The sequence below is a fragment of the Bacillus thuringiensis genome (assembly GCF_001455345.1).
Classification (GTDB): domain Bacteria; phylum Bacillota; class Bacilli; order Bacillales; family Bacillaceae_G; genus Bacillus_A; species Bacillus_A thuringiensis_N.
Window position 1 is genome coordinate 2,268,076 of sequence record NZ_CP013274.1, and the last position, 22,200, is coordinate 2,290,275.

A 22,200-nucleotide genomic window follows, 5' to 3' on the forward strand; every position below is an offset into this window, starting at 1 on the left:
ATTTTCATAGTGATGTGACATTTGTCCTTTTGCCATTATAGGATGATGGTTTTTAATTAAGTCAGAAATAAAGGATGAGGAGATGATTTTTTGAAAGGTATTATATTTGCTATTTTTGCGGGGATATTTATAACACTTCAAGGAACCTTTAATGCGAAACTTAGTTCACATATCGGTATATGGTCGACGAGTATTATAACCCATTTAATTGGATTCATTATTGCAACAACTGTATTTTTGTTAAAGAAAGAAGAGAAAGTAACGGATTTAAAGAGTGTGAAAAAAATATATTTAGCAGCGGGTGCATTTGGTGGATTCATTATTTGTGCAGAAACTATGGCTATATATTCACTAGGAGTTACATTGACAGCTGGCACACTAATGGTGGCTCAATTGTTAACGGCAACAGTTATTGAAATGAAAGGACTGTTTCATATAAAAAAGATACAGATGGAGAGATATCATATTGTGGGAACAATAGTAATGATTATAGGTATTGTTGTATTTAATATGTAAATGAAAGGGGGAAATGAATATGGAGGATAGATCAGGTTTAATTACGCATTATTTGAAAACCAATAAAACGCTCGAGGTTTTTTCAGAAATAGATACAGCTTATTTTCAATTAAATCACTTTGAAAAAGGCGAGCTTATTTGCAATATAGATGACGAAATGGATCGTTTATATTTTGTTGTTAAAGGTAAAGTAAAAGTTTACACGATTACACCAGAAGGAAAGAAACTAATCCTGCGCTTTATCAATCCACTCGCAATTGTTGGTGATATTGAATTCATACAAAATAGTAAAGCACATAATGTCGTTGAAGCTTGTTCAGATGTTGTAGCAATCTCTATTTCTAATACGGTTATTAGAAATAAGTTATTACATGATCCTATATTTATGAAGTTCTTGCTTGAAAACATTGCAAACACGTTAAAAATATCGACTCGTTTTACTGCTCTTAATTTACTTTATCCTGTAGAAGTACGTGTAGCTAGTTATTTACTTTCAATTTCAACAGATTGTAACGGGAATATGTATAAAGGGGATTTGGATGCAACTTCGGTAACGAGCATTGCGGATTTTATAGGGGTAATTTATAGGCACGTAATTCGGGTATTACAAAGATTTTATAATGAAAAATTAATTGAAAAGAGTAATGGAGTTATTGTAATTAAAGATTTTTCTAGAATGAATGAAGTCGCTAAAGATAATATATATGAGCAATGAAAGGGAGAGGAAGATTTTGCTTGGATTTAGTTTAGCTATATTAGCAGGAATATTAATTAGCTTACAATCTGTTTTTAATGCAAAAGTAAATGAAAATGTAGGACAGTGGTTAACGACTACATGTGTCCTTGGAATAGGTCTCATTAGTTCTATTCTATTTTATATCATTACAGAAAACAGTATTAACATTAAAGTGTATACTACAAATTATTTGTTTTATGTAAGTGGACTGTTTGGCATCGGGTTAATTATTTGTATAATGGGTGCAATAAAGAGCTTAGGTCCAGCATATACGGTGCTAATTAGTCTTATTACTCAATTGGTCGTTGCGTTATGCATTGATACATTCGGATTATTTGGAATGGAGAGTATTCCATTACAAGTAAATAAATTAGTTGGCATAGGTTTATTAATTGTGGGAGTAGGAATTTTTAAAAATCTATTTTTGAATAAGAAAGCTATTCATATAAGAAAGGATAGGATCTAAAGAATTTAAAGGTAAAAGCTGTTGATGGTTAGAACAAATACATTTAAAAAGTAGTAAGTAGGTTATAAGAAGAGAGGGTAAGTGATTCAATTTATGTTGCAAGATGGTGTACATGATTTGGAAATCGGTGAGATTCAACATTTTAGCTCCTACGTAAAGTGCATGCAAGATTTTATCCCGCTATTTGTCGGGCAGTAAGACCCCTATCTCAAAATTCAGCGAAAGCAAAGAAGTTAGGTGGGGTTCGGGCTGCCGTAAAAGCTCGATTGGTGACGGCTAATAATCAGTGGGGGATGAGCAAAGCCCCCACTGATTAAAGTTTCACTTCACAATTATGTTTCTGCCTTTGATTTTATTAAAATTAACATTTATGACCTAAGTATAAATGTATTGAGCTCTTCTTTACTTATTATTTTTTGAACCGTAAATGAACAAACTTCAACATTTTTATGAAGTTTACAATTCTCATCATTATACGCGTACTACCGTTCCAATCTTTATTTGTAGCTATATCTTTAAAGAAAGGGGAACAGCTTAATACTTTTATTGTAGAGGACCATTTTTCTATTGATTTTGGATTGTTTACGTAAAAATACATCATAGCACCATTATTACCGGATTTCTTTACAGTAGTATTCGAAATATTCAGTGCGAACTTTGATTCAGCGTCAAAATATAATTCCCCTCCAGGGAAACGTTTTGACATAGCGACTACGATCTTTTTTAAATCTTCTTCTTTAAAGTAATAAAACACACCTGCTGATATGAAAAGAATGCCGTCATTTGGATCATATTTTATATCATCAAACCAAGAAGTATCAAAAAATGATTTAGCTATACTAGTATTCCTTGGTGTATCTTCAATTAAAGTTTTGCGAAAAGAGATTGCATCGGGCAAATCAAGGTTGTACCAATGTATTGTACCGTTATCGATTCTTGAAAAAGTAGTGTCTAGTCCGGAACCGATGTTTACAATAGTAGCATTCGGGTGTTTTATTATAAATTGTTTTATCGTATCGTCAATTTTTCGTGCACGGGTAATGTATGTGATACATCCGTATTCTCCAAATGTATTTGCTATTGTTGAGAAGTCAAAATCACATTCTTTAATAATTCGAATAGCCTCTATATCATCTAAAATATCCTTATTTTTCTCACTGCCATATGCTCTTCCCCATAGTGGAATAAGCATCGTACCTTGTACGGATTGTAAATCTAATTCTTTAACCATGAAACATCCTCCGTTTAGTAATAAACAATATATTTAGTTGTTATTTAACATTTTTGAGAGCATTGTATTTGTTTTATATAGTCCATAAGTTAAATCCCGCCTATCTTCTTCAGATAACTTTTCGAGATTTACTGTGAAATTATTATATATTTGTTTCCATCTTTCATAATGTACTTTTTCAGCTTTTTCTGTCAGAGAGATTAATATAGCTCTTTTGTCTACCATATCTTGCTTTTTTATGATGTATCCGTTTTGTTCTAAGTTACGCACTGTTACACTTAATTGTTGTTTAGGGATGTTTAAATAACTAGCAATCATTTTTAAGTTTACAGGCACCTTTTGTTGTGCGATATATTCCACTACATGTTGCTCTATATGTGTAAATTCAGATGATTTTTCCGATAATAATTTGAAAGTACCTGACATATTTAATAACAAATTCATGTATTCGTTTAATAATTCGTTTTGGGACATCATTTTCGCTTCCTTTATGCATTTAGTAATTATTTTATTACTATTTTAATGATAAATCAAACGATTTAATCTATCATAGTAAATTAATGTTTACTATATTTTTTAAGAAATCATATGAATTGAAATAGAAGAGTATGAGAGATGCTTTTAGGGTAGGAGGATATGACCGAAAATAAAATATTACTAAATACATATAACTAATGCGTGCAATGTCTTTTTCAGTTATTATGTTGTAAATAATTTTATGATAAAATCTTTTACATAATGAAATAAAGGGGTAACTAACTGTTACGATTTATTTAACCAATTATAACCAAAGTTAATTAAATATATCAGTACGCCCTGCTAGTCAAGTGATTGGCTAGTAGTGAGGGTTAACTGCGGGCAATCCCTAAAGCTGATTGAACTACAACGTGGCTAGAAATAGCGAGCGTGAATGTTGCGAAAGCAGAAAAAATCAATCAGATCGTGCAAGGTTAAATCCTAAACACTAGAAACAATGGGTCTTCCGCCTCGAATCATCTAAGTCGAAATGGATAAGATGAACGTTCAACGACTATCTCGTATAACTGACGAGAGTACATCACAAGCCGATGGTGGTGGAAAAATCCTCTATCTCTAAAGAGATAAACATATAGTCTGCGCTCATGTGAAAACATGAGAAGTTCATAAGAGAACTGGCTAAGGAATTGCGCCCTTAGTTGAACGAGATAAATTTAATTAAATCTATCAAGTCTCATTGAATCTCCGAATCTATGCATTATGGTAAATGCAATGAGGTGAGAATAATAATGAAATTTTTACGAGTTAGTCAAGTATCGGAATTAACAGGTTTGTATCCTAGTAGTCTTAGGAGAATGCTGATGGAACACGCTACTATTCAGAAGAACAAATCTTTCATTATCTGAAAGGTGAGTGCCCGAATAATCGCACAGTAAAGGAGTTAAATTCTGATGATATTGGCGAAGAAAGTCAGACTGATTCCAACGCCTGAACAAGAACAAGTGCTTAGAAACCATGCTGGTGCTGCAAGATTCGCTTATAACTATTGTAAAAGAATGAGTGATAGATACTATAAGCTATTTGGAAAATCTGTTTCACAGTTAGCTTTACAGAAACGATTTACAAAGATCAAGAAGCGAAAGAATTATGAGTGGTTAAAAGACATCAACGCACAAGTTCCCAAACAGGCTTCAAAAGATTTTGATAAGGCAAGGAAGCATTCGTTCAAAAGGTACAAAAATGGTTATCACACTTCTTATAAATCCAAAAAAGATTTAATTCAAGGATTTTATGCCAATTATGAAAGACTGGTTATAGGAAAGAAAGTAGTTGATATTCAGTCTATTGGAGAAGTGAAAACAAGCCAACAACTACCAAGAAACAAAAAACCATCCAATCCAAGAGTTACATTTGATGGTCGTCACTGGTGGATTAGTGTAGGGTTCCAAGAAGATTTTGAATCACAAGAACTAACCGGTGAGTCGATTGGTGTGGATGTTGGTTTAAAAGAGCTGTTTGTAGCTTCTAATGGTACGAAAGAACGAAATATAAACAAAGATGCCAAGGTTAAAAAACTTTTGAGAAGGAAAAAGTCAGCGCAAAGAGATATGTCTAGGAGATTCAAAAAAGGTGTAAAAATTCAATCTGCCGGATATGAAAAGGCAAAAATAGAGCACCTTCGGTTATCTAGGAAAATTACAAATATCCGACATAACCATATCCATCAAGCAACAGCTAAATTGGTGAAAACCAAACCAATGAGAATTGTTGTGGAAGACTTATCTATCTCAAACCTGTTAAAAAACAAAAAACTATCGAAAGCATTTTCATTTCAAAAATTACACTTCTTCTTTCAATGTTTATCATACAAGTGCGAGAAGTATGGCATTGAGTATGTAAAAGCTGATAAATGGTTCGCCTCAAGCAAGATTTGCTCATGTTGCGGAGTAAAATACGACCATTCAGTTCAACCAGAAGGACAGTGGAGTTTAAAAATACGTGAGTGGCGTTGTGCTTCATGCAATAGCCATCACGATAGGGATGTAAATGCGTCGGTAAATTTATCAAGATGGGTAAAATAAATGCTTGATAATAGGAGGTAACGATACTGCCTCGTGTGGAGTGTTATACCCCTCGTCCCTTCGGGGTTGCGAGAACACGATGAAGCACTAACTCGTGTAAATTTGATTGAATTGTATAGATTTAGTTAAGTTTATCGTATCGGTAGTATTCTATGGGTTATTTCTCAAATAGTTTATTAGTTTTGTTTGTTCTTATCGTATGTAGCTGTATGATTTTTGGTTGATAATATAATGATAGTTTTATATAAAAGAAGTTAACTGTGGTGAGGTTAACTTCTTTTTATTTTACGTTGAGAAGGAATTATATTGTTCTAATGGAAGTTTGTTTAAGTTAATTTTATAGTAAGGGTAATTTTACAAAATACAAACAAACGAGAGAATAAGGAGTATTCACATGAATAATAGTATAAGCTACACAATTGAACACCCAACAGACTTCAATGAATTATTAGCGTTATATGAATCTTTAAGATGGAATTCTCTTAAATTAACAGTTAATGAATTGGAACAAATGTGTAAACAAAGTTGGTATGCAATATATGCTTTTGATGATAAGAGGCTAGTAGGGATGGGGCGTGTTATATCAGATGGCGTAATAACAGGAATTATTTGTGGAGTAGGTGTATTGCCAGAATATCAGTCCATGGGTATTGGGAAAGAAATAGTAGAACGATTAGTCCAGCACTGTGAAAAAAGTAAGGTTATTCCACAACTTATGTGTGTTGAAAAATTGCAACCTTACTATGAAACTATTGGGTTTGAAGCCTTCTCGATTGGAATGACAAAACACATTAAACGATGTTAAAGAAATAATTTCATTACTATTTTATAAATTAAACCCTTAATAAATAATAAAAGAGCATGTTTGAAAAAAATTCAAACATGCTTTTTTATTAAAGGAAATCTGTTTAATATGAATGACCTAATCCGTTCCAATAAAAAGAAACGATTTCTTGTGCTAATTCATCTATATTTGTAAGAATAGGATTGTCATTTTCATCTTTAAAATTCCCAATTGATAATAAAGATACGAAAGCATGAGCTGCAAATTTAGGGTTTCCTTTTTGGATTTCTCCAAGTTGCATCGCTTTATCGAGTGCTTTTTCTAACACTTCATACATGCTATCTTCAGCTTTTTTTAATTCCTTTAATTGTTCTTCAGATAAAGATAGTTTTGCATCTTTCATAAAATTTTTCATATCGATATCCATTGTGGCATGTAAGTAAACTTTAGCAAAGTTTAATAATCTCTCTTCTAAAGTATTGTTTGTAGAGAGTATTTGCGACATATTCTCACGTATACGTATCATCATTTGAATCATAGTAGCGGTAAATAAATCGGCTTTTGTTGAAAAGTAATAGTAGACGGTTGCTTTCGTAACACCACAAACTTTTGCTACTTCATCCATGGAAACAACTTGATAATTTTGAGTAAGAAATAATCGTGTTGCTACTTCTAAAATAGTTTCTTTTGTAGATTTTGTATTTTTATTTTGACGAGGCCTTCCGAGAGGACGTTGTTTTTGTTCCAAATCTATTCGCTCCTGACATGTATTGTTGAGATAATTATAACACAAATTTTTATTTATTCTTGATTAATTAACCGACCGGTATATATAATTAATATTAGAGAAAAAAAGGAAGGTGGGTTTTTATGAAAAAGCACCCGTTACATATGTTAGGGAGGCTTGTAGCAGGGAAGCATACGCAATGGATAACTTTATCGGTATGGATTCTTATTACATTAGTACTTTCATTTACGTTACCACAAGTAAACAGTACGAAAGAACCGAATCCGAAAAATTTACCTGAAACAGCTATGTCGCAGCAAGCAGAAGCACTTATGAAAAAAGAGTTTCCGAATAATGCGGGGAATCCTTTGTTAGTAGTATGGTATAGAGATGGTGGATTACAGTCACAAGATTATAAACTCATGCAAGATGTTTATAAAGAGTTAAAAGCTAGTCCTTTAAAGGAACAATCAACGTTACCACCATTTGATACCATCCCGGAACAAGTATTATCAAAAAGTGCATCAAAAGATGGTACATCATTTGTTACACCAGTATTCTTTAATAAGTCGGCTGGAACAGATATATTAAAAGGAAATCTTGAAGATTTAAGAAAGATAGTGAATAGTAAGGTCGATGAAGATCCATTCAAACAAAAAATAAGTGACTCTGGTTTACATGTTCGATTATCTGGACCTGTAGGTATTCAAACGGATGCAGTTAGTTTATTTAGTCAAGCAGATGTGAAATTGTTAGTTGCTACTGTATTACTCGTATTGGTTCTATTAATTTTACTGTACCGTTCACCAATTTTAGCAATTTTACCTTTACTTGTTGTTGGCTTTGCATACGGCATTATTAGTCCTACACTTGGATTTTTAGCTGGTCACGGATGGATTAAAGTAGATGCCCAAGCGATATCAATTATGACAGTGTTATTGTTTGGTGCTGGAACGGACTATTGTTTATTTTTAATTTCGAGATATCGTGAGTACTTGTTAGAAGAAGAAAGCAAATATAAAGCATTGCAACTTGCAATTAAAGCTTCTGGCGGGGCAATAATAATGAGTGCGTTAACTGTTGTACTTGGGTTAGGAACATTATTACTTGCTCATTATGGTGCCTTTCATCGATTTGCAGTGCCATTTAGTGTTGCTGTATTCATAATGGGAATTGCTGCTTTAACAATTTTACCAGCGTTATTATTAATTTTCGGTAGAGCTGCATTCTTCCCATTTATACCGAGAACCGCTTCGATGAATGAGGAATTTACAAGAAAGAAAAAGAGAGTCGTAAAAGTAAAAAAATCAAAAGGCGCCTTTAGTAAAAAACTTGGAGATGTGGTAGTACGAAGACCGTGGACAATAATTATGCTCACTGTATTTGTATTAGGTGGATTGGCTTCATTTGTACCACGTATTCAATACACATATGACCTATTAGAATCGTTTCCAAAGGATATGCCTTCACGCGAAGGGTTTACGTTAATTAGTGATCATTTTTCAGCTGGTGAATTAGCGCCAGTAAAAGTTGTTGTTGATACGAAAGGAAAAGAGCTTCCTATTAAACAAGAACTACAGAAATTTTCTTTCGTAAAAACAGTGAAAGACCCAAAAGAAGGTAAAGAAAATAAGCAAATTAAAATGTATGAGGTTTCTTTAGCTGAAAATCCATACTCAATTGAAGCGTTAAATCAAATCCCTAAATTGAAAAACAGTGTAGAAAAAGTATTAAAAGATGCTGGGGTTAGTAATGCAGAAGATCAACTATGGATTGGCGGAGAAACAGCGTCATTATATGATACAAAGCAAATTACGGAACGTGATGAAGCAGTTATCATTCCAGTAATGATTAGTATTATAGCTTTACTATTACTTGTTTACTTACGATCGATTGTTGCGATGATTTATTTAATTGTAACTGTTGTATTATCATTTTTCTCTGCATTAGGAGCAGGGTGGTTATTACTTCATTATGGTATGGGAGCACCGGCCATTCAAGGTGCGATACCGTTATACGCATTCGTATTTTTAGTTGCTTTAGGTGAAGATTATAATATCTTTATGGTTTCAGAAATATGGAAAAATAGAAAGACACAAAATCACTTAGATGCAGTAAAAAATGGCGTTATACAAACAGGTAGTGTCATTACATCCGCAGGTTTAATTTTAGCCGGAACTTTTGCTGTGTTAGGAACACTTCCAATTCAAGTGCTCGTTCAATTTGGTATTGTAACAGCAATTGGTGTATTACTAGATACGTTCATTGTAAGACCACTACTTGTACCGGCAATCACAGTCGTTTTAGGTCGCTTTGCTTTTTGGCCAGGGAAACTTTCAAGAAAGAATGAAGAGATACAAAAAGTGGATGCATAGTTGGAAAAGCCAAGGATATTTTCCTTGGCTTTTTTCAATGTAATTAATTTTTTGAAGTCAAATCATCAGATGCAGCGTGATCAGCATCTTCAATAGCGGTTTCTGGCATTCCATATAAGCCGTTCATTACTTGTTCATCGATAGTAAGATTTGCAGTATTATTATTTTGAATAGATGTAGTGTTTTCAGTAACATTTTCTTTTTTACTCATATTTTTGTTATTCATGTATGAATCCTCCAAATTTCATTTGATTTATTTATAGTATGTGGATGGATTTCCAGAAATATGTGAATGGATTCTTATAGATGTTATATAATTAAATAAACAATTAGGGTGAAATGTAAACAGTTAGGAGTGAACATTTATGGTGAAAGCAAGGGAAATAGCCTTCTAAAATACAAAGAAAATTTTAGGAGGCTATTAAAATGAAGTTTCACGTAATTGATAGAGAAAATTGGAATAGAGAGAAGTATTTTGAACATTATTTAGAATTAAAATGTACGTTTAGTATGACAGTAAATGTTGATATTACGCTTTTGATAAAGGAAGTACATCAAAAGGGAATTACATTTTATCCGACTTTTATTTATATTATTTCGAGAATAATAAATAAACATAAAGAATTTCGAACATGTTTTAATGAAGAAGGAGTTTTGGGCTATTGGGAGGAAATGATACCAAGTTATACAATCTTTCATAAAGATGATAAGTCTTTTTCAAGTATATGGACGGATTATTCAAGGGATTTTCGCATTTTCTATAAAAATTATGAAGAAGATATGAGATGCTATGCTAATGTTCATGGTCTTTTCACGAAAGAAAATATTCCGCCTAATGTATTTCCGATTTCTAGCATACCTTGGACTAGTTTTACTGGATTTAATCTTAATATTAATAATGATGCTGATTTTCTATTACCAATTATAACTTGTGGGAAATATTTTAATGAAGAAAATAAGGTTATGCTACCAGTTTCATTGCAAGTTCATCACTCGGTTTGTGATGGGTATCATGCAAGTCGATTTATAGAAGATTTACAGGAGTTAAGTAATAGTTGCAACGAGTGGCTTAAGTAACAACTAATTTTTAATTCTATACAATTTAAAATGAATAATAGAAGAGAACATGTTTATATTGCATGGTCTCTTTTTTATTCATTAATAATAAGTAATAGTGGAAAATATAGGCTGATTTGTAGTTTAATAGTAAATAGATATATTAGTGTTAATTTTCTTTGTTTTTTAAAAATTTAAGGATATAAATGATTTAATAGGGGGTAGTAAAGTGAAATTCGTAAGTATTGAAAATGAAGAGATCCTAATTGAGAATATGGCAAAACTGTATTGTAAAGCATTTGAAAAAACAAATTTCAATGAGATGATTGAGCGAATGAAAAGACATGTAGAATATGCAGATTTTAAAGGTATAGTAGCAATAAATGATGAAAATGAAGTGGTTGGTTTTACTTATGGTTATCGCTCATTAGAAGGACAGTACTATAATCAATTAATGAGAGAAGCGTTAAATCTAGAGCAAGTAGAAGAGTGGTTACAAGATTGTTTTGAATTTGTAGAGTTAGCAGTTCATCCACAATATCAAAATGAAGGTCTTGGAACGAAATTACATAATGAATTACTAAAAGGGATTTCAAATAGAACGAGTGTTTTAACAACACAAATAAACAATGAAAAAGCGCGTTCGTTATATGAAAGATTAGAGTGGATAAATATATTGGAGCCATTTCATCCAAGTACAAATGATGTTCCATATATAATAATGGGAAAAAATTTAAAAACAAAAGTGAATTGATAATTATTTCATTCGCAAAGATTATTAGCTTGTAACAATAAAGGGGAAAACAAAAATGACAATAATATCTATAGAAAAAGCTACTATTGTAGATGCTGAAAAGTTAACAGAAATAATGACAAGAACATTTGATGAAGAAGCAAAACGATGGCTATGTGGTCAAGGGGATGTTATTGACTATAACATCCAACCACCGGGTTATTCTTCAGTTGAAATGATGAAATATTCGATTGAAGAATTGGCTTGTTACAAAGTAATTATGGATGAAAAAATAATCGGGGGAATTATAGTTACGATTTCTGGTCAGTCATACGGTAGAATTGATCGTATTTTTGTAGATCCTGTTTATCAAGGAAAAGGAATTGGATCAAATGTTATTAAATTAATAGAAGAGGAATATCTGAACATAAGGATTTGGGATCTTGAAACATCTAGTAGACAACTTAATAATCATCATTTTTATAAAAAAATGGGCTATGCAATAATTTTTAAATCTGAAGACGAGTATTGTTATGTAAAAAGAATCACTGTAGAGTCAGCTGAAGAAAATCTAATTAAAAATAAAGATTTGAAAAATAGCCAATACGAAAACTGTAATTTAGCAAATACAGAATATTATCAAGTGAATTTGAAAAATAGTGCATTTGTTGCTAGTAATATAATGCATATGAATATGAGTAATTGTAATGTAAGTCAATCAAAGTTTAGAAATATAAATTTTAGAAATTCTTCATATGCAGATTTAAATCTTTCTGGTAGTAAATTTAATTTGGTGACATTAGGTGGAGTGCAATTCAAAAATACAAGTCTTGGCGATGAGAAGGAACCTATTTTATTTGATAATTATGATTTAGAAGGTAGTACAATACATAATAGTAATTTGAAAAATATTGAAATAAAAAATTGTGATATAACCGGTATGGAAATAAATGGGATTCAAATTGAAAAGCTACTTGAGTTATATAATAAAGTAAAAAGTTAACTTGATTTTAGTTAGTAGTTAGTTAGATAAAGCTGTTCTTAAATTAAATGTTATATTGAAATAATTATGTAAAAATAATATAAAGAAATACACAGCAGAAGGGGTTTTATAAAGGGTTCTAGGATGATAATGGATAATGTACTGTGTATTTATATGGAGGGAACAAAATGGGGATCAAAGTTAGGGCGGTAGAAATAAAAGATGCTAGAGCAATTCACCGTATATGCATACAAGATGACGTTTTACCTTATATGGTTTTCTTACCTAGCATGCGTGTAGATGCGATGGAAAATAGAATTCGAAATTTAGCTTCAAATCAATTTGAATTTGTTGCAGAGTATGATGGGGAAGTTGTAGGATTTGTTGGATTAACCCAAAGTCCTGGACGTAGATCTCATTCGGGTGATTTGTTTATCGGGGTAGATAGTGAATATCATAATAAAGGCATTGGAAGAGCTCTTCTTACAAAAATGCTTGATTTGGCTGATAATTGGTTAATGTTAGAGAGAGTAGAACTAGGTGTTTTAGAAACGAATCCAAAAGCGAAATCGCTATATGAAAAATTCGGATTTGTAGAAGAGGGAGTAAAGATAGGAAATTTGAGGGCTCACGGAAAGTTTATTAATGAAATTATGATGAGTCGTTTTAGACCTGACGGTTTAATCGTACATAATGGATAGTGAAAGCATGACAGTATACTGTCATGCTTTTTTATTGGAATTTGCTTGTAATAAAAATAATGCTAAACCAATAAAAATAACTGAAATACCTAGTCCTTGTTGTAAAGAAATAGTCTCATTTAACATAAAGTACGCTAGTATACAAGTTCCAATCGTTTCTCCTAAAATGCTCATGGAGATTACAGTAGCACTCATCCATTTTAATAACCAATTAAAAATCGTTTGTCCTAAAATCGTTGCAATAAACGCTAATCCAATAAAGCACATCCAAGTTTGTGTAGAGTAGTGGATGAAAGATTTGTGTTGCAAGTAAGCAAATATACCAAGAAAACAAGCACTACTTCCATAACTAATTACCGAATACGGTATAAGTGATAAATCTTTACGAACATGTTGACTAATGAAAAAGTAACCGGTAATAATTCCTGCCGCAATAAACGCTAAAATATCCCCGTATAAAGCTTCTCCGCTAATTTGGAAGTCTTGCCATCCAATGACGATACTTCCTGAAATAGCGATGAGGCAACCAATAACCGCTCCTTTCGTAAACTTCTCCTTGAATAAAAAATAACCACCAATCATTGAGAATAAAGGTTGTAATGTTACGATAACCGTGGAACTTGCTACAGAAGTATATTGTAACGATTCAAACCATAGTACATAATGTGCAGCTAAAAATATCCCAGAAATGAATCCGAATCTCCATTGTTTTTTCGTTAATGTTTTTAGTTCGTATCGATTGTTTTTATTAAATAGTAATAACGGTAACAAAATTAATGCAGCAAAAAATAATCGATAAAAAGCAATAATAGCTGCAGGAGCATCAGCCAATTTTACAAAAATCGCTGACGTTGATAGGGCGAATACGCCGAAAAATAAGATGCAATATGAAAGAATAGGTGATTTCAAAGTTTGTCCCTCCGATAAATTGTCTATTATAATAAACTAAATACGATATAATTTACAAAGGTAAGTATATAAGTCTTGTGGGCGATAGGAAAGGATTATTTGCTTTTGTTTAGTAAGTCAGCACAAAGACAACGAAAGATGCAATATGATGGACGAAAGGAAGTTTTTACTATGATACATGATAGACTCGGACAAACTGTATTAAGCTATCGTAAGAAAAATAATATGACAATTCGCGAATTTGCTGAGTATGCAGGGATTAGTACGTCACTAATTAGCCAAATTGAAAGGGGACATGCGAATCCTTCGTTAAGTGTATTGGAATTAATAGCGAAAGCATTAAATGTCCCACTATTTACACTGTTTATTAATGAGATTGATACAGATTCACTCATTTCTAAGAAAAAAGATAGAAAGAAAGTATATCGAGAAAATAGCGATCACATAGTATACGATGTATTAACACCTGATTTTATGAAAGCACGTATTGAAATGTTAATGATGGACTTAAATAAACAAGCAAATACAACGGAAAGTCACTATTCACATAAAGATAAAGAAGAAATTGCTGTTGTAATGAAAGGAGAAGTATATGTGGAGTTAGAAGGAAAAGAATATTTCCTAGAAGAAGGGGATGTTGTACGTATCCCACCAAATGTGAAGCATCGCTTTTTGAATAAAAGTGATGAATTGAATCACATTTTATTCGTATTGACACCGTCTTTAGGATGAGTATAAAGCGATTTTTATTACGGGGGATAAAAAGATGGAAAATAAAACTGTTTTGTTATGAATACGTAATGGAGTCTAATGATCTGTATTAAGGTGCTAAAATATAAATTTCTTTGTTGCTAGTATATTATTTAAAAATATGCAAGATTTTACATACGTATTTCACTTTTACTAATTATGTAAATAGGCTATACTAAAATACATATATTTTAGTATTGGAGAGAGAAGAAAAACGACATGGAATTATTAAAATTGGAAAAAGCAATTGAAATAAAGAAAGAAGAACTTTTATATTTAGTATCAGATTACGGAATTCAACATGAAAAAGTATTGGCATTAAGTCAAGAAATAGACAAATTGATTAATTACTTTATGTTTTTAAAATAGGAAGAACTATGACATGGTTTGAAAGTGTAATAGTTCTTTTTTATTTGGAAATTCCGATGTAAATTCTATATACTAATAATTAATAGAATATTCCGTTTTAAAGGTGGGGGAAATATGATATTATATACGCACATTTCAGGCGAAGGGGAACCAATTGTGCTTTTACACTCTGGTGGTATGACAGGTTTAGTAGAATTTGATGAGCAGGTAGCATTTTTTCGAGAAAAAAATTATCAAGTCATTCGTCCTGATTTAAGAGGACATGGAAAATCAGGGGGGACGTTGGAGAATTATTTCCTACGATCTGTAAAGGATTTACATGATACGTTAGTACATTTACAAATTGATAGATGTCATATAGCTGGTGTTTCACTAGGAGGATTAGTCGCTTTATTATTTGCAAAAAAATATCCAGATAAAGTGAGAACATTAACTTTTTCAGGTATTTTTCCGGTTAAGAGAGAAAATTGGGAAGAGTCTCAGGAGTATGAAGCAAAGTGTCATCAGCAATTGATGGAAAATAAAGAAGTTGTAACGTATATGAATGAAATTCATGAGAAAAGTGACTGGAAAGCATTACTTGAATCGTGGCAAGTTAAAGATTGGTACCCATTTGATGAAACAGGTGATGTAGCTAATCTTCAAATACCTACACTTTGTATTGCTGGGGGAGATGCAGAAGATGAAGTTACAGCTACTACAACGTTCAAACAATTAAACGATAATATTCATATTGCTGTTATTCCGTTTGCTGGTCATTTAGTGCATAACGATCAACCAGAAATATATTCGAATATATTGTCTAATTTCTTACAGAATGCACAAGCTGCTAGTCGAATATAAGGACTTTTGGGTATAATAATAAAGGAATTATTAATTGTATCGGTTAGGAGCGCAGCACATATGAAAACAGTTGTTGTTATCGGTGGAGGTATAACGGGACTTTCTACTATGTTTTATTTAGAAAAATTAAAAAAGGATAATAATATCGATTTAAATTTAATCCTTGTAGAAAAAGAAGAGTACTTAGGGGGTAAAATCCATAGTGTAGAAGAAAAGGATTTTATTATGGAATCAGGAGCGGATTCTATCGTTGCTCGTAATGAACATGTTATGCCGCTTGTAAAAGATTTGAATTTAGAAGAAGAAATGGTATATAACGAAACGGGTATTTCTTACATATATTCTGATAGTACTTTACACCCAATTCCATCTGACACTATATTTGGGATACCGATGAGTGTGGAGTCTTTGTTTAGCAGTACGCTAGTATCAACGAAAGGGAAAATTGTTGCTTTAAAAGATTTTATAACGAAAAATAAAGAGTTTACAAAAGATACTTCGCTTGCTGTATTTTTAGAAAGCTTTTTAGGGAAAGAGTTAGTGGAAAGACAAATTGCACCTGTACTCTCAGGTGTATATTCTGGTAAATTGAATGAGCTTACGATGGCATCTACATTACCGTATTTACTGGAGTATAAAAATAAGTATGGAAGTATTATTAAAGGTTTTGAAGAGAATAAAAAACAATTTCAATCAGCAGGAAATAAAAAGTTTGTATCATTCAAAAATGGACTATCTACGATTATTGATCGTTTAGAAGAAGTACTGCCTGAGACGGTTGTTAAGAAAGGTACTGTAACGACGGCTGTAAGTAAAAAAGGTGATCGCTATGAAATTTCCTTTGCAAATCACGATTCAATCCAAGCTGATTATGTTGTTTTAGCAACTCCGCATGATATCGCCCAAACTTTATTACAGTCAAATGAGTTAAACGAGCAGTTTCATACATTTAAAAACTCATCTCTTATAAGTATTTACTTAGGATTTGACATACTAGATGAACAATTACCGGCGGACGGTACAGGATTTATCGTAACGGACAACAGTGATTTACATTGTGACGCTTGTACATGGACAAGTCGAAAGTGGAAACATACATCTGGAAAACAAAAGTTATTAGTGAGAATGTTTTATAAGAGTACCAATCCAGTATATGAAACGATTAAAAATTATAGTGCAGAAGAATTAGTACGAGTCGCTTTATATGATATTGAAAAGAGTCTCGGAATTAAAGGTGAACCAGAAGTAGTTGAAGTTACAAATTGGAAAGATTTAATGCCGAAATATCATTTAGAACATAATCAAGCGGTTCAAACATTACAAGAAAAAATGACTGATCTTTATCCGAATGTATACTTAGCTGGCGCTTCCTATTACGGTGTCGGAATTGGTGCGTGTATTGGAAATGGAAAGAACACTGCAAATGAAATAATTACAACATTAAATGAACCGTCAAATTAAACATAAATAAATAAAATGTCCCTCCGTTATGCTGGAGGGACATTTTATTTATTTCACTTGAATGGAGATCTTGTTATTAGTTGTATTATTCTCAGTAATCGTTAATGTTATGTTCCCGGACTCTTTAAATGAGTATGATGAGAGTTGATAAAGCTCTTTTATACCGTGTTTCTCTTTTAATTTATTGGCAGGAAGTAATGTTATGTTCGGTTTCCATGTTTCCTGTTTACCTGAAGGATAGTTTACTATTATTTCTGGATTATTTAATTGTATTGGTTTCCAAGAGGCAAAATGTAGCTTAACTTCTGTATCTTTTTTTAGTAATTTTTCCGAGAAATATCCAAGCTCTCCAACGTTACCGAAAACAGTAAAGTTTTGATTTTGTAATGTGATATCTAAATGTTTAGGTTGATATGTTGCTGCGTGATAGATTCCATATGAAAGAGAAAGAGTAGCGGCGATTAAAATGCTGATTGAAAATGTCTTAAAGCTATTGCCTTTAAAACTAGCCATCATGAATGAGTTTGGGGCGAACTTTTTGGCAAATAAAAATATGAGTAATATGAGTAAGAGGGATAAGCCGATGAATATATACATAGGAAATTTACACCTCCACAATAAAATAAATATATTAACTATATTTTACCATAAATGTATGGGATAGGGGGTGTTTTAGAAGGGAAAAGTGAGCATGGAATCGAAATGATAAGGTATATGATTACGAGCGGAGTGATGGCAATGAAAATAATACAATTAATTTTTAAAAATGAAGGTAAGCACAGGGGAATAGGAGGGAATGTGGTTGTATCCATTTTTTAATGAGTTAGATACACTTCGTAGAGAAACTCGTTTTTCAAGTATAAATTGGAGACAAACAGCGCCATGTCATTGGACATTAGTTGCAAATAAATAGGGAATAAAGAGATGATCATTGTATTATGAACATCTCTTTATTTTTCTCATCATGCAAATGCAAGAAGGGTTACTCTTAGTTCGTATTGAATTAAGAGGATAAGCTTCTCTTGAAATATTTGATTAATGGGACATTGAGGACTTTCCTAATTATTAATATTTTTTCTGCTATAATGAATGAGTAGAAAGAAAGGAGCGATCCTATGGTATTTCCTATATTAGAAACAGAACGTTTGCGTTTAGTAGAAATAGAACAATCTTATTGTCAAAAAATATATGAAATCTTTTCATTGGATGAGGTAACATGTTATTACGGTATGAATTCTTTTACGGAGTTTGGACAAGCTTCACGTATGATTGAATCTTTTTCGAAAAATTACTTCGAGAAAAAAGCAATACGATGGGGGATTGTGTTAAAAGAAGCAAATACTTTAATAGGTACAATTGGATTAAATAATTTACAACTATGGAGTAAACGATCTGAAATTGGATATGACTTACACCCTCGATATTGGGGCAATGGTTATGCATCAGAAGCGGCACAAGAAATTATTCATTATGGATTTCGTGATTTAGGCTTATTTAGAATTGGTGCTATTACATACCCTGAAAATGTTACTTCTTGTAAAATGTTATCTAAAATTGGTTTTCAAAAGGAAGGCCTACTACGTGGATATATTCATCAAGGAAATAAACAACATGATGCATTTTTGTATTCTATAGTTCGAACGGATGTAGAGGATATAAATTTATAATAAAAAACCCCTCTTATAAAAGAGGGGTTAAATAAAAATTAACCTAACTTAGGTAATAAACGTTCTCCGCTTTTCATGCTACTTTTACATAAAGGGCATTTAGGCTCTTCTTCAAATGAAAAGTTCTTTCTCATCCATCCTAAACAATCCTCTGCTTCACATTCCCAGACAGGGGTTTGTTCTGGTGGTACTTCTGCTACATCGTTCTTTCGATTGCGATACATGTAACCACTCCTTTTATGTAAAAAATTTTAGTTATATATTAAAAAGGTTGTTAACCGAGCTGGTAACAACCTTTTTATTGTTTGAATTATAGCTTTACAACGTTTTTAGCTTGAGGTCCACGGTTACCGTCTTCAACTTCGAAGCTAACTTCTTGACCTTCGTCAAGAGACTTGAAGCCGTCGCCAGTGATAGCTGAGAAGTGAACGAATACGTCGTTACCGTCTGCAACTTCGATGAAACCGAAACCTTTTTCGCTGTTAAACCATTTTACTTTACCTGTTAATGTCATGGTAATGCCTCCTAAAATTTAAAAAGATTACAATATGATCGGCCTTATTTGAATGAAAAATAAAAGTTCACATATTATCAAAAACCCATAAGGAGTACAAAGTGTTCCTGATTGATACTTGATAATATGCAAAGAAAATGTATTGTTAAATTGACCTTAATTACTATCTTACAACAAATGGTGTGAAATAGCAAGTGCTGGTAATACCAGTAATAAATAGGGTGGGAAATTGGTAAAAGACACAAAGGCATCTCTTTTATTTATATATTATTCCTAATTTTGGTTTATGCTAAACTAAGAACATTTTTATTAAAAATTTGTATGAGGGAAACGATATATATTTAAGAATAATGATGGTGTATTTGTTAAGGAGGAGAGAGTGTTGCAACCTAATCAGTTTAAAATAATAGAAGCAACAAAAGAAGGAAGAAGAAAAGTTCATCCAGTATTCGCTGTTATACTTGCAATTGTATTTTTGACTTTAGGTGAATTGTTCATGTTATTTATGCTATTTTTGCCGAAAGCAGAAACAATCATTATGAAAGCGATTTATAGCAACATTGAGATGATATTAACGTTTGGTGGAGCTATATTTTTTGTTTTTTTATGGATTAGATTTGTAGAGAAAAGATCATTTTCATCCATTGGTTTTTGGAGAGATCAATGGATAAGAAAATATTTGAGTGGTGCATTAATTGGGTTTATTTTCATTTCGATACCAGTAATGCTACTTTTATTAACCGGAAATGTACAACTACAAATGCAACATATTACACCAACCGCTATACTTGGAATTGTGGGATCTTTAGTTGCTTTTTTAATACAAGGTGCAACAGAAGAAATTGTTGTTCGAGGTTGGTTATTTCCAGTTCTTTCTGTTAGAGGCCGTATATGGGTCGGTATTGTTGTAACTTCATTTTTATTTGGTTTTCTTCATTTACTAAATCCAGGTATTACAATTCTTTCGATATCGAATATAATATTAGTTGGTGTGTTTGCCGCTTTTTACGTTTTGAAAGACAGTAGTCTTTGGGGGATATGCGCATGGCATTCCATTTGGAATTGGGCACAATATAACGTATTTGGTTTTGCAGTTAGTGGAATGACAATGTATTCTACACCACTTTTTAAACCTGTAACAAGTGGATCGGAATTCCTTCATGGAGGCTCGTTCGGAATTGAAGGGAGTATCATTACAACAATAATGCTCTCTATCGCTTCAATTGTTTTATGGAAACAGTTATGGGGGAGAAAAGCGAAACAACGAGATTTTAGTTAATGAAAGAGGGAGAAACTATGGGGATTATAGCGTTTGAGGGAGCAAGTGCGGTTGGTAAGAGCACAACGTGTCGTGAGTTAGAAAAGAATTATGGAGCTTATATTATACCTGAAGTGAATTTTTTATTTGAAAGACCAAAAAATGAACATAGAACATGGTATTTTGAAAAACAAGTAGAGCGCTGGAAAATAGCAGTGCAGAAGTCAGAGCAATATGAATTAGTAATACTTGATGGCGATATTTATCAGCCACTAAGTTATAATTGGTGTTTCCATTTTGAAATATTTGATCAGCCATTATCTTTAATAGAAAACTTTTATAAAGAAAAGCTGATACATAAGGAAATTGGTTTTCCTGATCAATATTTTTATTTATATACGAATGATGAGGAACTTAGAAAACGGAAAGAATCTGATGTGACAAAAAGAAGAAGAAACTTTGAAAAACATTTACATATATCAAAATCGTTTCAACGTTATTATGAAAATTTAAATACCGTTACAGACGGGTGCTGCAAAATGATTGACGCGAAAAGTGTAAAATCGAATGAATTAGAAATTGTGAATAATTTAAACAGTCTAAATGTGTGTGAAGAGAGACGTTTTGATGTTTCGAGGTTAGATGCGATTACGAAGTGGTTAAAAGAAAATCGCGCATAAAAAGAACGAGTACCTTATAAGGTACTCGTTCTTTTTATGCATATTGAATATGTAAGTTCGTTTCATAAATTGTTTTTAAAATTTGTAAGTTTGCTTGTTCATTTTTCTGAATAGCATTTTTATATTTAGGTAAGAAGAGTTGAGAAGGATAAACTGGGAGTTCACCGCAAATATCAATACCATAGATAGATTTATTCATAATTAGAGAATGAATAAATTGTAAAAGTCTAGATAATTTCATGTGCCCTTGATCCCAATTGGTAATAGTAACTTTTGGATCTAAAACATCCTTATCAATGCTTACATATATTGTTTCTGTATGAATATGTGAAAGTATTGTATGTATGGATACTTCATGTGATATATCAATCGGAAAAACTTCTACGTATGAACAATCATTAGAATGAATTGTTAGAGTAGAAGGTCCAATAATGATTACCTTCTTTAAATTACCATTATTTCGAAGAGAAAACGATATCCAAGATCCACAGGAAATAAGAGTCTGCTCATTCGCTCCCTTTAAGTTCAGATCAGTATGATGATCAAATAGTATAAGGGTAAAAGGTTTGTCCATTTCTTCTAATAGTAAATAAGATACATAATGATAATTTCCAGAGCCTATAAAAGTAATCCCTTTATTCTTTCTACGATTTAATGCTCTTTTTATATGCATTAAAGAAGTGTTTTCGCAATATAGATTTGAGTGTTCTAAATGAGTAAAATCAATATCTTCATGTGAATAAGAATGTAGTTTATTTTGTAATAAATACGTATCATCAAAGTTTAAAAAAGTTAAACCACTATACAATAAACTCATATTTATTCATCTCCTTTAAATATAAGGCTATCATTTATTTTTATAAAATTAAAATGAAATACTTTGA

At 32.0% G+C, this 22,200-nt stretch carries 26 protein-coding genes; 17 read left to right on the top strand and 9 right to left on the bottom strand.

Features of this window, described 5'->3' with window-relative positions; translation table 11 throughout:
* Nucleotides 1-90: 90 nt before the first annotated feature.
* The 3 genes from ATN06_RS11845 to ATN06_RS11855 are packed head-to-tail and all read left to right on the top strand — an operon-like array spanning nt 91 to nt 1,718.
* Nucleotides 91-516: a DMT family transporter gene (locus tag ATN06_RS11845; RefSeq protein ID WP_060630796.1), complete on the top strand. Its 426-nt coding sequence runs from the start codon at nt 91-93 to the stop codon at nt 514-516.
* A 19-nt stretch (nt 517-535) separates the two neighbouring features.
* Entirely contained in the window at nt 536-1,231 is a 696-nt protein-coding gene (locus ATN06_RS11850; protein WP_060630797.1) for a Crp/Fnr family transcriptional regulator, read from the top strand.
* A 16-nt stretch (nt 1,232-1,247) separates the two neighbouring features.
* Entirely contained in the window at nt 1,248-1,718 is a 471-nt protein-coding gene (locus tag ATN06_RS11855; protein ID WP_060630798.1) for a DMT family transporter, read from the top strand.
* A gap of 409 nt (nt 1,719-2,127) precedes the next feature.
* Here ATN06_RS11855 and ATN06_RS11860 read toward each other — a convergent pair whose 3' ends face one another.
* On the bottom strand, nt 2,128-2,949 hold the full coding sequence (locus tag ATN06_RS11860; RefSeq protein ID WP_060630799.1) for a class I SAM-dependent methyltransferase: 822 nt from the start codon (nt 2,947-2,949) through the stop codon (nt 2,128-2,130).
* A gap of 33 nt (nt 2,950-2,982) precedes the next feature.
* The gene (locus tag ATN06_RS11865) at nt 2,983-3,423 is read right to left on the bottom strand and encodes a MarR family winged helix-turn-helix transcriptional regulator (protein WP_060630800.1); all 441 of its coding nucleotides are present in this window, start codon (nt 3,421-3,423) and stop codon (nt 2,983-2,985) included.
* Between the two features lie 953 nt (nt 3,424-4,376).
* Here ATN06_RS11865 and ATN06_RS11870 point away from each other — a divergent pair.
* Entirely contained in the window at nt 4,377-5,507 is a 1,131-nt protein-coding gene (locus ATN06_RS11870; RefSeq protein ID WP_060629864.1) for an RNA-guided endonuclease InsQ/TnpB family protein, read from the top strand.
* 394 nt (nt 5,508-5,901) lie between these two features.
* A complete protein-coding gene (locus tag ATN06_RS11875; protein WP_060630801.1) occupies nt 5,902-6,312 on the top strand; it encodes a GNAT family N-acetyltransferase in 411 nt (136 codons plus the stop codon).
* A 103-nt stretch (nt 6,313-6,415) separates the two neighbouring features.
* Here the strand turns inward: ATN06_RS11875 and ATN06_RS11880 are convergent, their stop codons facing one another.
* Entirely contained in the window at nt 6,416-7,039 is a 624-nt protein-coding gene (locus ATN06_RS11880) for a TetR/AcrR family transcriptional regulator (RefSeq protein WP_060630802.1), read from the bottom strand.
* A 122-nt stretch (nt 7,040-7,161) separates the two neighbouring features.
* On the opposite strand from ATN06_RS11880, the gene ATN06_RS11885 reads away from it, so the two are divergent.
* Complete coding sequence (locus ATN06_RS11885) at nt 7,162-9,393, top strand: MMPL family transporter (RefSeq protein WP_060630803.1); 2,232 nt, start codon at nt 7,162-7,164, stop codon at nt 9,391-9,393.
* Between the two features lie 43 nt (nt 9,394-9,436).
* Here ATN06_RS11885 and ATN06_RS11890 read toward each other — a convergent pair whose 3' ends face one another.
* The gene (locus tag ATN06_RS11890; protein ID WP_060630804.1) at nt 9,437-9,619 is read right to left on the bottom strand and encodes a DUF4021 domain-containing protein; all 183 of its coding nucleotides are present in this window, start codon (nt 9,617-9,619) and stop codon (nt 9,437-9,439) included.
* 200 nt (nt 9,620-9,819) lie between these two features.
* On the opposite strand from ATN06_RS11890, the gene catA reads away from it, so the two are divergent.
* From catA to ATN06_RS11910, 4 genes are all read left to right on the top strand, one after another.
* Nucleotides 9,820-10,470, top strand: a complete 651-nt coding sequence (gene catA / locus ATN06_RS11895) for a type A chloramphenicol O-acetyltransferase (RefSeq protein ID WP_060630805.1) — start codon at nt 9,820-9,822, stop codon at nt 10,468-10,470.
* A 208-nt stretch (nt 10,471-10,678) separates the two neighbouring features.
* Nucleotides 10,679-11,203 carry a GNAT family N-acetyltransferase gene (locus ATN06_RS11900; protein ID WP_060630806.1) on the top strand — a complete coding sequence of 175 codons (525 nt, stop codon included), beginning with the start codon at nt 10,679-10,681 and terminating at the stop codon, nt 11,201-11,203.
* 55 nt (nt 11,204-11,258) lie between these two features.
* Entirely contained in the window at nt 11,259-12,185 is a 927-nt protein-coding gene (locus tag ATN06_RS11905; RefSeq protein ID WP_060630807.1) for a GNAT family N-acetyltransferase, read from the top strand.
* A gap of 167 nt (nt 12,186-12,352) precedes the next feature.
* A complete protein-coding gene (locus ATN06_RS11910) occupies nt 12,353-12,865 on the top strand; it encodes a GNAT family N-acetyltransferase (protein ID WP_060630808.1) in 513 nt (170 codons plus the stop codon).
* 21 nt (nt 12,866-12,886) lie between these two features.
* On the opposite strand, the gene ATN06_RS11915 is transcribed toward ATN06_RS11910, so the two are convergent.
* Nucleotides 12,887-13,774, bottom strand: coding sequence for a DMT family transporter (locus ATN06_RS11915; RefSeq protein ID WP_060630809.1), 888 nt, complete (start codon nt 13,772-13,774; stop codon nt 12,887-12,889).
* 171 nt (nt 13,775-13,945) lie between these two features.
* Between ATN06_RS11915 and ATN06_RS11920 the strand changes: the two genes are divergently transcribed.
* The 4 genes from ATN06_RS11920 to ATN06_RS11935 all read left to right on the top strand — a co-directional run bounded on the left by ATN06_RS11920 (nt 13,946) and on the right by ATN06_RS11935 (nt 17,197).
* The gene (locus ATN06_RS11920) at nt 13,946-14,506 is read left to right on the top strand and encodes a helix-turn-helix domain-containing protein (protein ID WP_060630810.1); all 561 of its coding nucleotides are present in this window, start codon (nt 13,946-13,948) and stop codon (nt 14,504-14,506) included.
* A gap of 237 nt (nt 14,507-14,743) precedes the next feature.
* Nucleotides 14,744-14,893 carry an aspartyl-phosphate phosphatase Spo0E family protein gene (locus ATN06_RS11925; protein ID WP_060630811.1) on the top strand — a complete coding sequence of 50 codons (150 nt, stop codon included), beginning with the start codon at nt 14,744-14,746 and terminating at the stop codon, nt 14,891-14,893.
* 114 nt (nt 14,894-15,007) lie between these two features.
* Nucleotides 15,008-15,736 carry an alpha/beta fold hydrolase gene (locus ATN06_RS11930; RefSeq protein ID WP_060630812.1) on the top strand — a complete coding sequence of 243 codons (729 nt, stop codon included), beginning with the start codon at nt 15,008-15,010 and terminating at the stop codon, nt 15,734-15,736.
* Nucleotides 15,737-15,796: 60 nt separating this feature from the next.
* Entirely contained in the window at nt 15,797-17,197 is a 1,401-nt protein-coding gene (locus ATN06_RS11935; RefSeq protein WP_060630813.1) for a protoporphyrinogen oxidase, read from the top strand.
* Nucleotides 17,198-17,245: 48 nt separating this feature from the next.
* Here ATN06_RS11935 and ATN06_RS11940 read toward each other — a convergent pair whose 3' ends face one another.
* Nucleotides 17,246-17,794: a hypothetical protein gene (locus ATN06_RS11940; RefSeq protein WP_060630814.1), complete on the bottom strand. Its 549-nt coding sequence runs from the start codon at nt 17,792-17,794 to the stop codon at nt 17,246-17,248.
* Nucleotides 17,795-18,312: 518 nt separating this feature from the next.
* Here ATN06_RS11940 and ATN06_RS11945 point away from each other — a divergent pair.
* Nucleotides 18,313-18,864, top strand: a complete 552-nt coding sequence (locus ATN06_RS11945) for a GNAT family N-acetyltransferase (RefSeq protein ID WP_060630815.1) — start codon at nt 18,313-18,315, stop codon at nt 18,862-18,864.
* A 38-nt stretch (nt 18,865-18,902) separates the two neighbouring features.
* Here ATN06_RS11945 and ATN06_RS11950 read toward each other — a convergent pair whose 3' ends face one another.
* Nucleotides 18,903-19,088: a cold-shock protein gene (locus ATN06_RS11950; protein ID WP_000286198.1), complete on the bottom strand. Its 186-nt coding sequence runs from the start codon at nt 19,086-19,088 to the stop codon at nt 18,903-18,905.
* Nucleotides 19,089-19,174: 86 nt separating this feature from the next.
* Nucleotides 19,175-19,378 carry a cold-shock protein CspD gene (cspD, locus tag ATN06_RS11955; RefSeq protein ID WP_000176365.1) on the bottom strand — a complete coding sequence of 68 codons (204 nt, stop codon included), beginning with the start codon at nt 19,376-19,378 and terminating at the stop codon, nt 19,175-19,177.
* A 382-nt stretch (nt 19,379-19,760) separates the two neighbouring features.
* Between cspD and ATN06_RS11960 the strand changes: the two genes are divergently transcribed.
* Together ATN06_RS11960 and ATN06_RS11965 are read left to right on the top strand one after the other, a co-directional pair.
* A complete protein-coding gene (locus ATN06_RS11960; RefSeq protein ID WP_060630816.1) occupies nt 19,761-20,657 on the top strand; it encodes a CPBP family intramembrane glutamic endopeptidase in 897 nt (298 codons plus the stop codon).
* 17 nt (nt 20,658-20,674) lie between these two features.
* The gene (locus ATN06_RS11965; protein ID WP_060633130.1) at nt 20,675-21,316 is read left to right on the top strand and encodes a nucleoside/nucleotide kinase family protein; all 642 of its coding nucleotides are present in this window, start codon (nt 20,675-20,677) and stop codon (nt 21,314-21,316) included.
* A 34-nt stretch (nt 21,317-21,350) separates the two neighbouring features.
* Here the strand turns inward: ATN06_RS11965 and ATN06_RS11970 are convergent, their stop codons facing one another.
* A complete protein-coding gene (locus tag ATN06_RS11970) occupies nt 21,351-22,133 on the bottom strand; it encodes an arginase family protein (protein WP_060630817.1) in 783 nt (260 codons plus the stop codon).
* Nucleotides 22,134-22,200 lie beyond the last annotated feature (67 nt).

Bases quoted from the DNA above. Each gene is read 5' to 3' on its own strand.
- cspD (WP_000176365.1), bottom strand. From the start codon at position 19,378: ATGACATTAACAGGTAAAGTAAAATGGTTTAACAGCGAAAAAGGTTTC.
- ATN06_RS11870 (WP_060629864.1), top strand. From the start codon at position 4,377: ATGATATTGGCGAAGAAAGTCAGACTGATTCCAACGCCTGAACAAGAA.
- ATN06_RS11905 (WP_060630807.1), top strand. From the start codon at position 11,259: ATGACAATAATATCTATAGAAAAAGCTACTATTGTAGATGCTGAAAAG.
- ATN06_RS11950 (WP_000286198.1), bottom strand. From the start codon at position 19,088: ATGTATCGCAATCGAAAGAACGATGTAGCAGAAGTACCACCAGAACAA.
- ATN06_RS11860 (WP_060630799.1), bottom strand. From the start codon at position 2,949: ATGGTTAAAGAATTAGATTTACAATCCGTACAAGGTACGATGCTTATT.
- ATN06_RS11930 (WP_060630812.1), top strand. From the start codon at position 15,008: ATGATATTATATACGCACATTTCAGGCGAAGGGGAACCAATTGTGCTT.
- ATN06_RS11920 (WP_060630810.1), top strand. From the start codon at position 13,946: ATGATACATGATAGACTCGGACAAACTGTATTAAGCTATCGTAAGAAA.
- ATN06_RS11970 (WP_060630817.1), bottom strand. From the start codon at position 22,133: ATGAGTTTATTGTATAGTGGTTTAACTTTTTTAAACTTTGATGATACG.
- ATN06_RS11925 (WP_060630811.1), top strand. From the start codon at position 14,744: ATGGAATTATTAAAATTGGAAAAAGCAATTGAAATAAAGAAAGAAGAA.
- ATN06_RS11940 (WP_060630814.1), bottom strand. From the start codon at position 17,794: ATGTATATATTCATCGGCTTATCCCTCTTACTCATATTACTCATATTT.
- ATN06_RS11885 (WP_060630803.1), top strand. From the start codon at position 7,162: ATGAAAAAGCACCCGTTACATATGTTAGGGAGGCTTGTAGCAGGGAAG.
- ATN06_RS11875 (WP_060630801.1), top strand. From the start codon at position 5,902: ATGAATAATAGTATAAGCTACACAATTGAACACCCAACAGACTTCAAT.
- ATN06_RS11865 (WP_060630800.1), bottom strand. From the start codon at position 3,423: ATGTCCCAAAACGAATTATTAAACGAATACATGAATTTGTTATTAAAT.
- ATN06_RS11945 (WP_060630815.1), top strand. From the start codon at position 18,313: ATGGTATTTCCTATATTAGAAACAGAACGTTTGCGTTTAGTAGAAATA.
- ATN06_RS11850 (WP_060630797.1), top strand. From the start codon at position 536: ATGGAGGATAGATCAGGTTTAATTACGCATTATTTGAAAACCAATAAA.
- ATN06_RS11935 (WP_060630813.1), top strand. From the start codon at position 15,797: ATGAAAACAGTTGTTGTTATCGGTGGAGGTATAACGGGACTTTCTACT.
- catA (WP_060630805.1), top strand. From the start codon at position 9,820: ATGAAGTTTCACGTAATTGATAGAGAAAATTGGAATAGAGAGAAGTAT.
- ATN06_RS11890 (WP_060630804.1), bottom strand. From the start codon at position 9,619: ATGAATAACAAAAATATGAGTAAAAAAGAAAATGTTACTGAAAACACT.
- ATN06_RS11910 (WP_060630808.1), top strand. From the start codon at position 12,353: ATGGGGATCAAAGTTAGGGCGGTAGAAATAAAAGATGCTAGAGCAATT.
- ATN06_RS11965 (WP_060633130.1), top strand. From the start codon at position 20,675: ATGGGGATTATAGCGTTTGAGGGAGCAAGTGCGGTTGGTAAGAGCACA.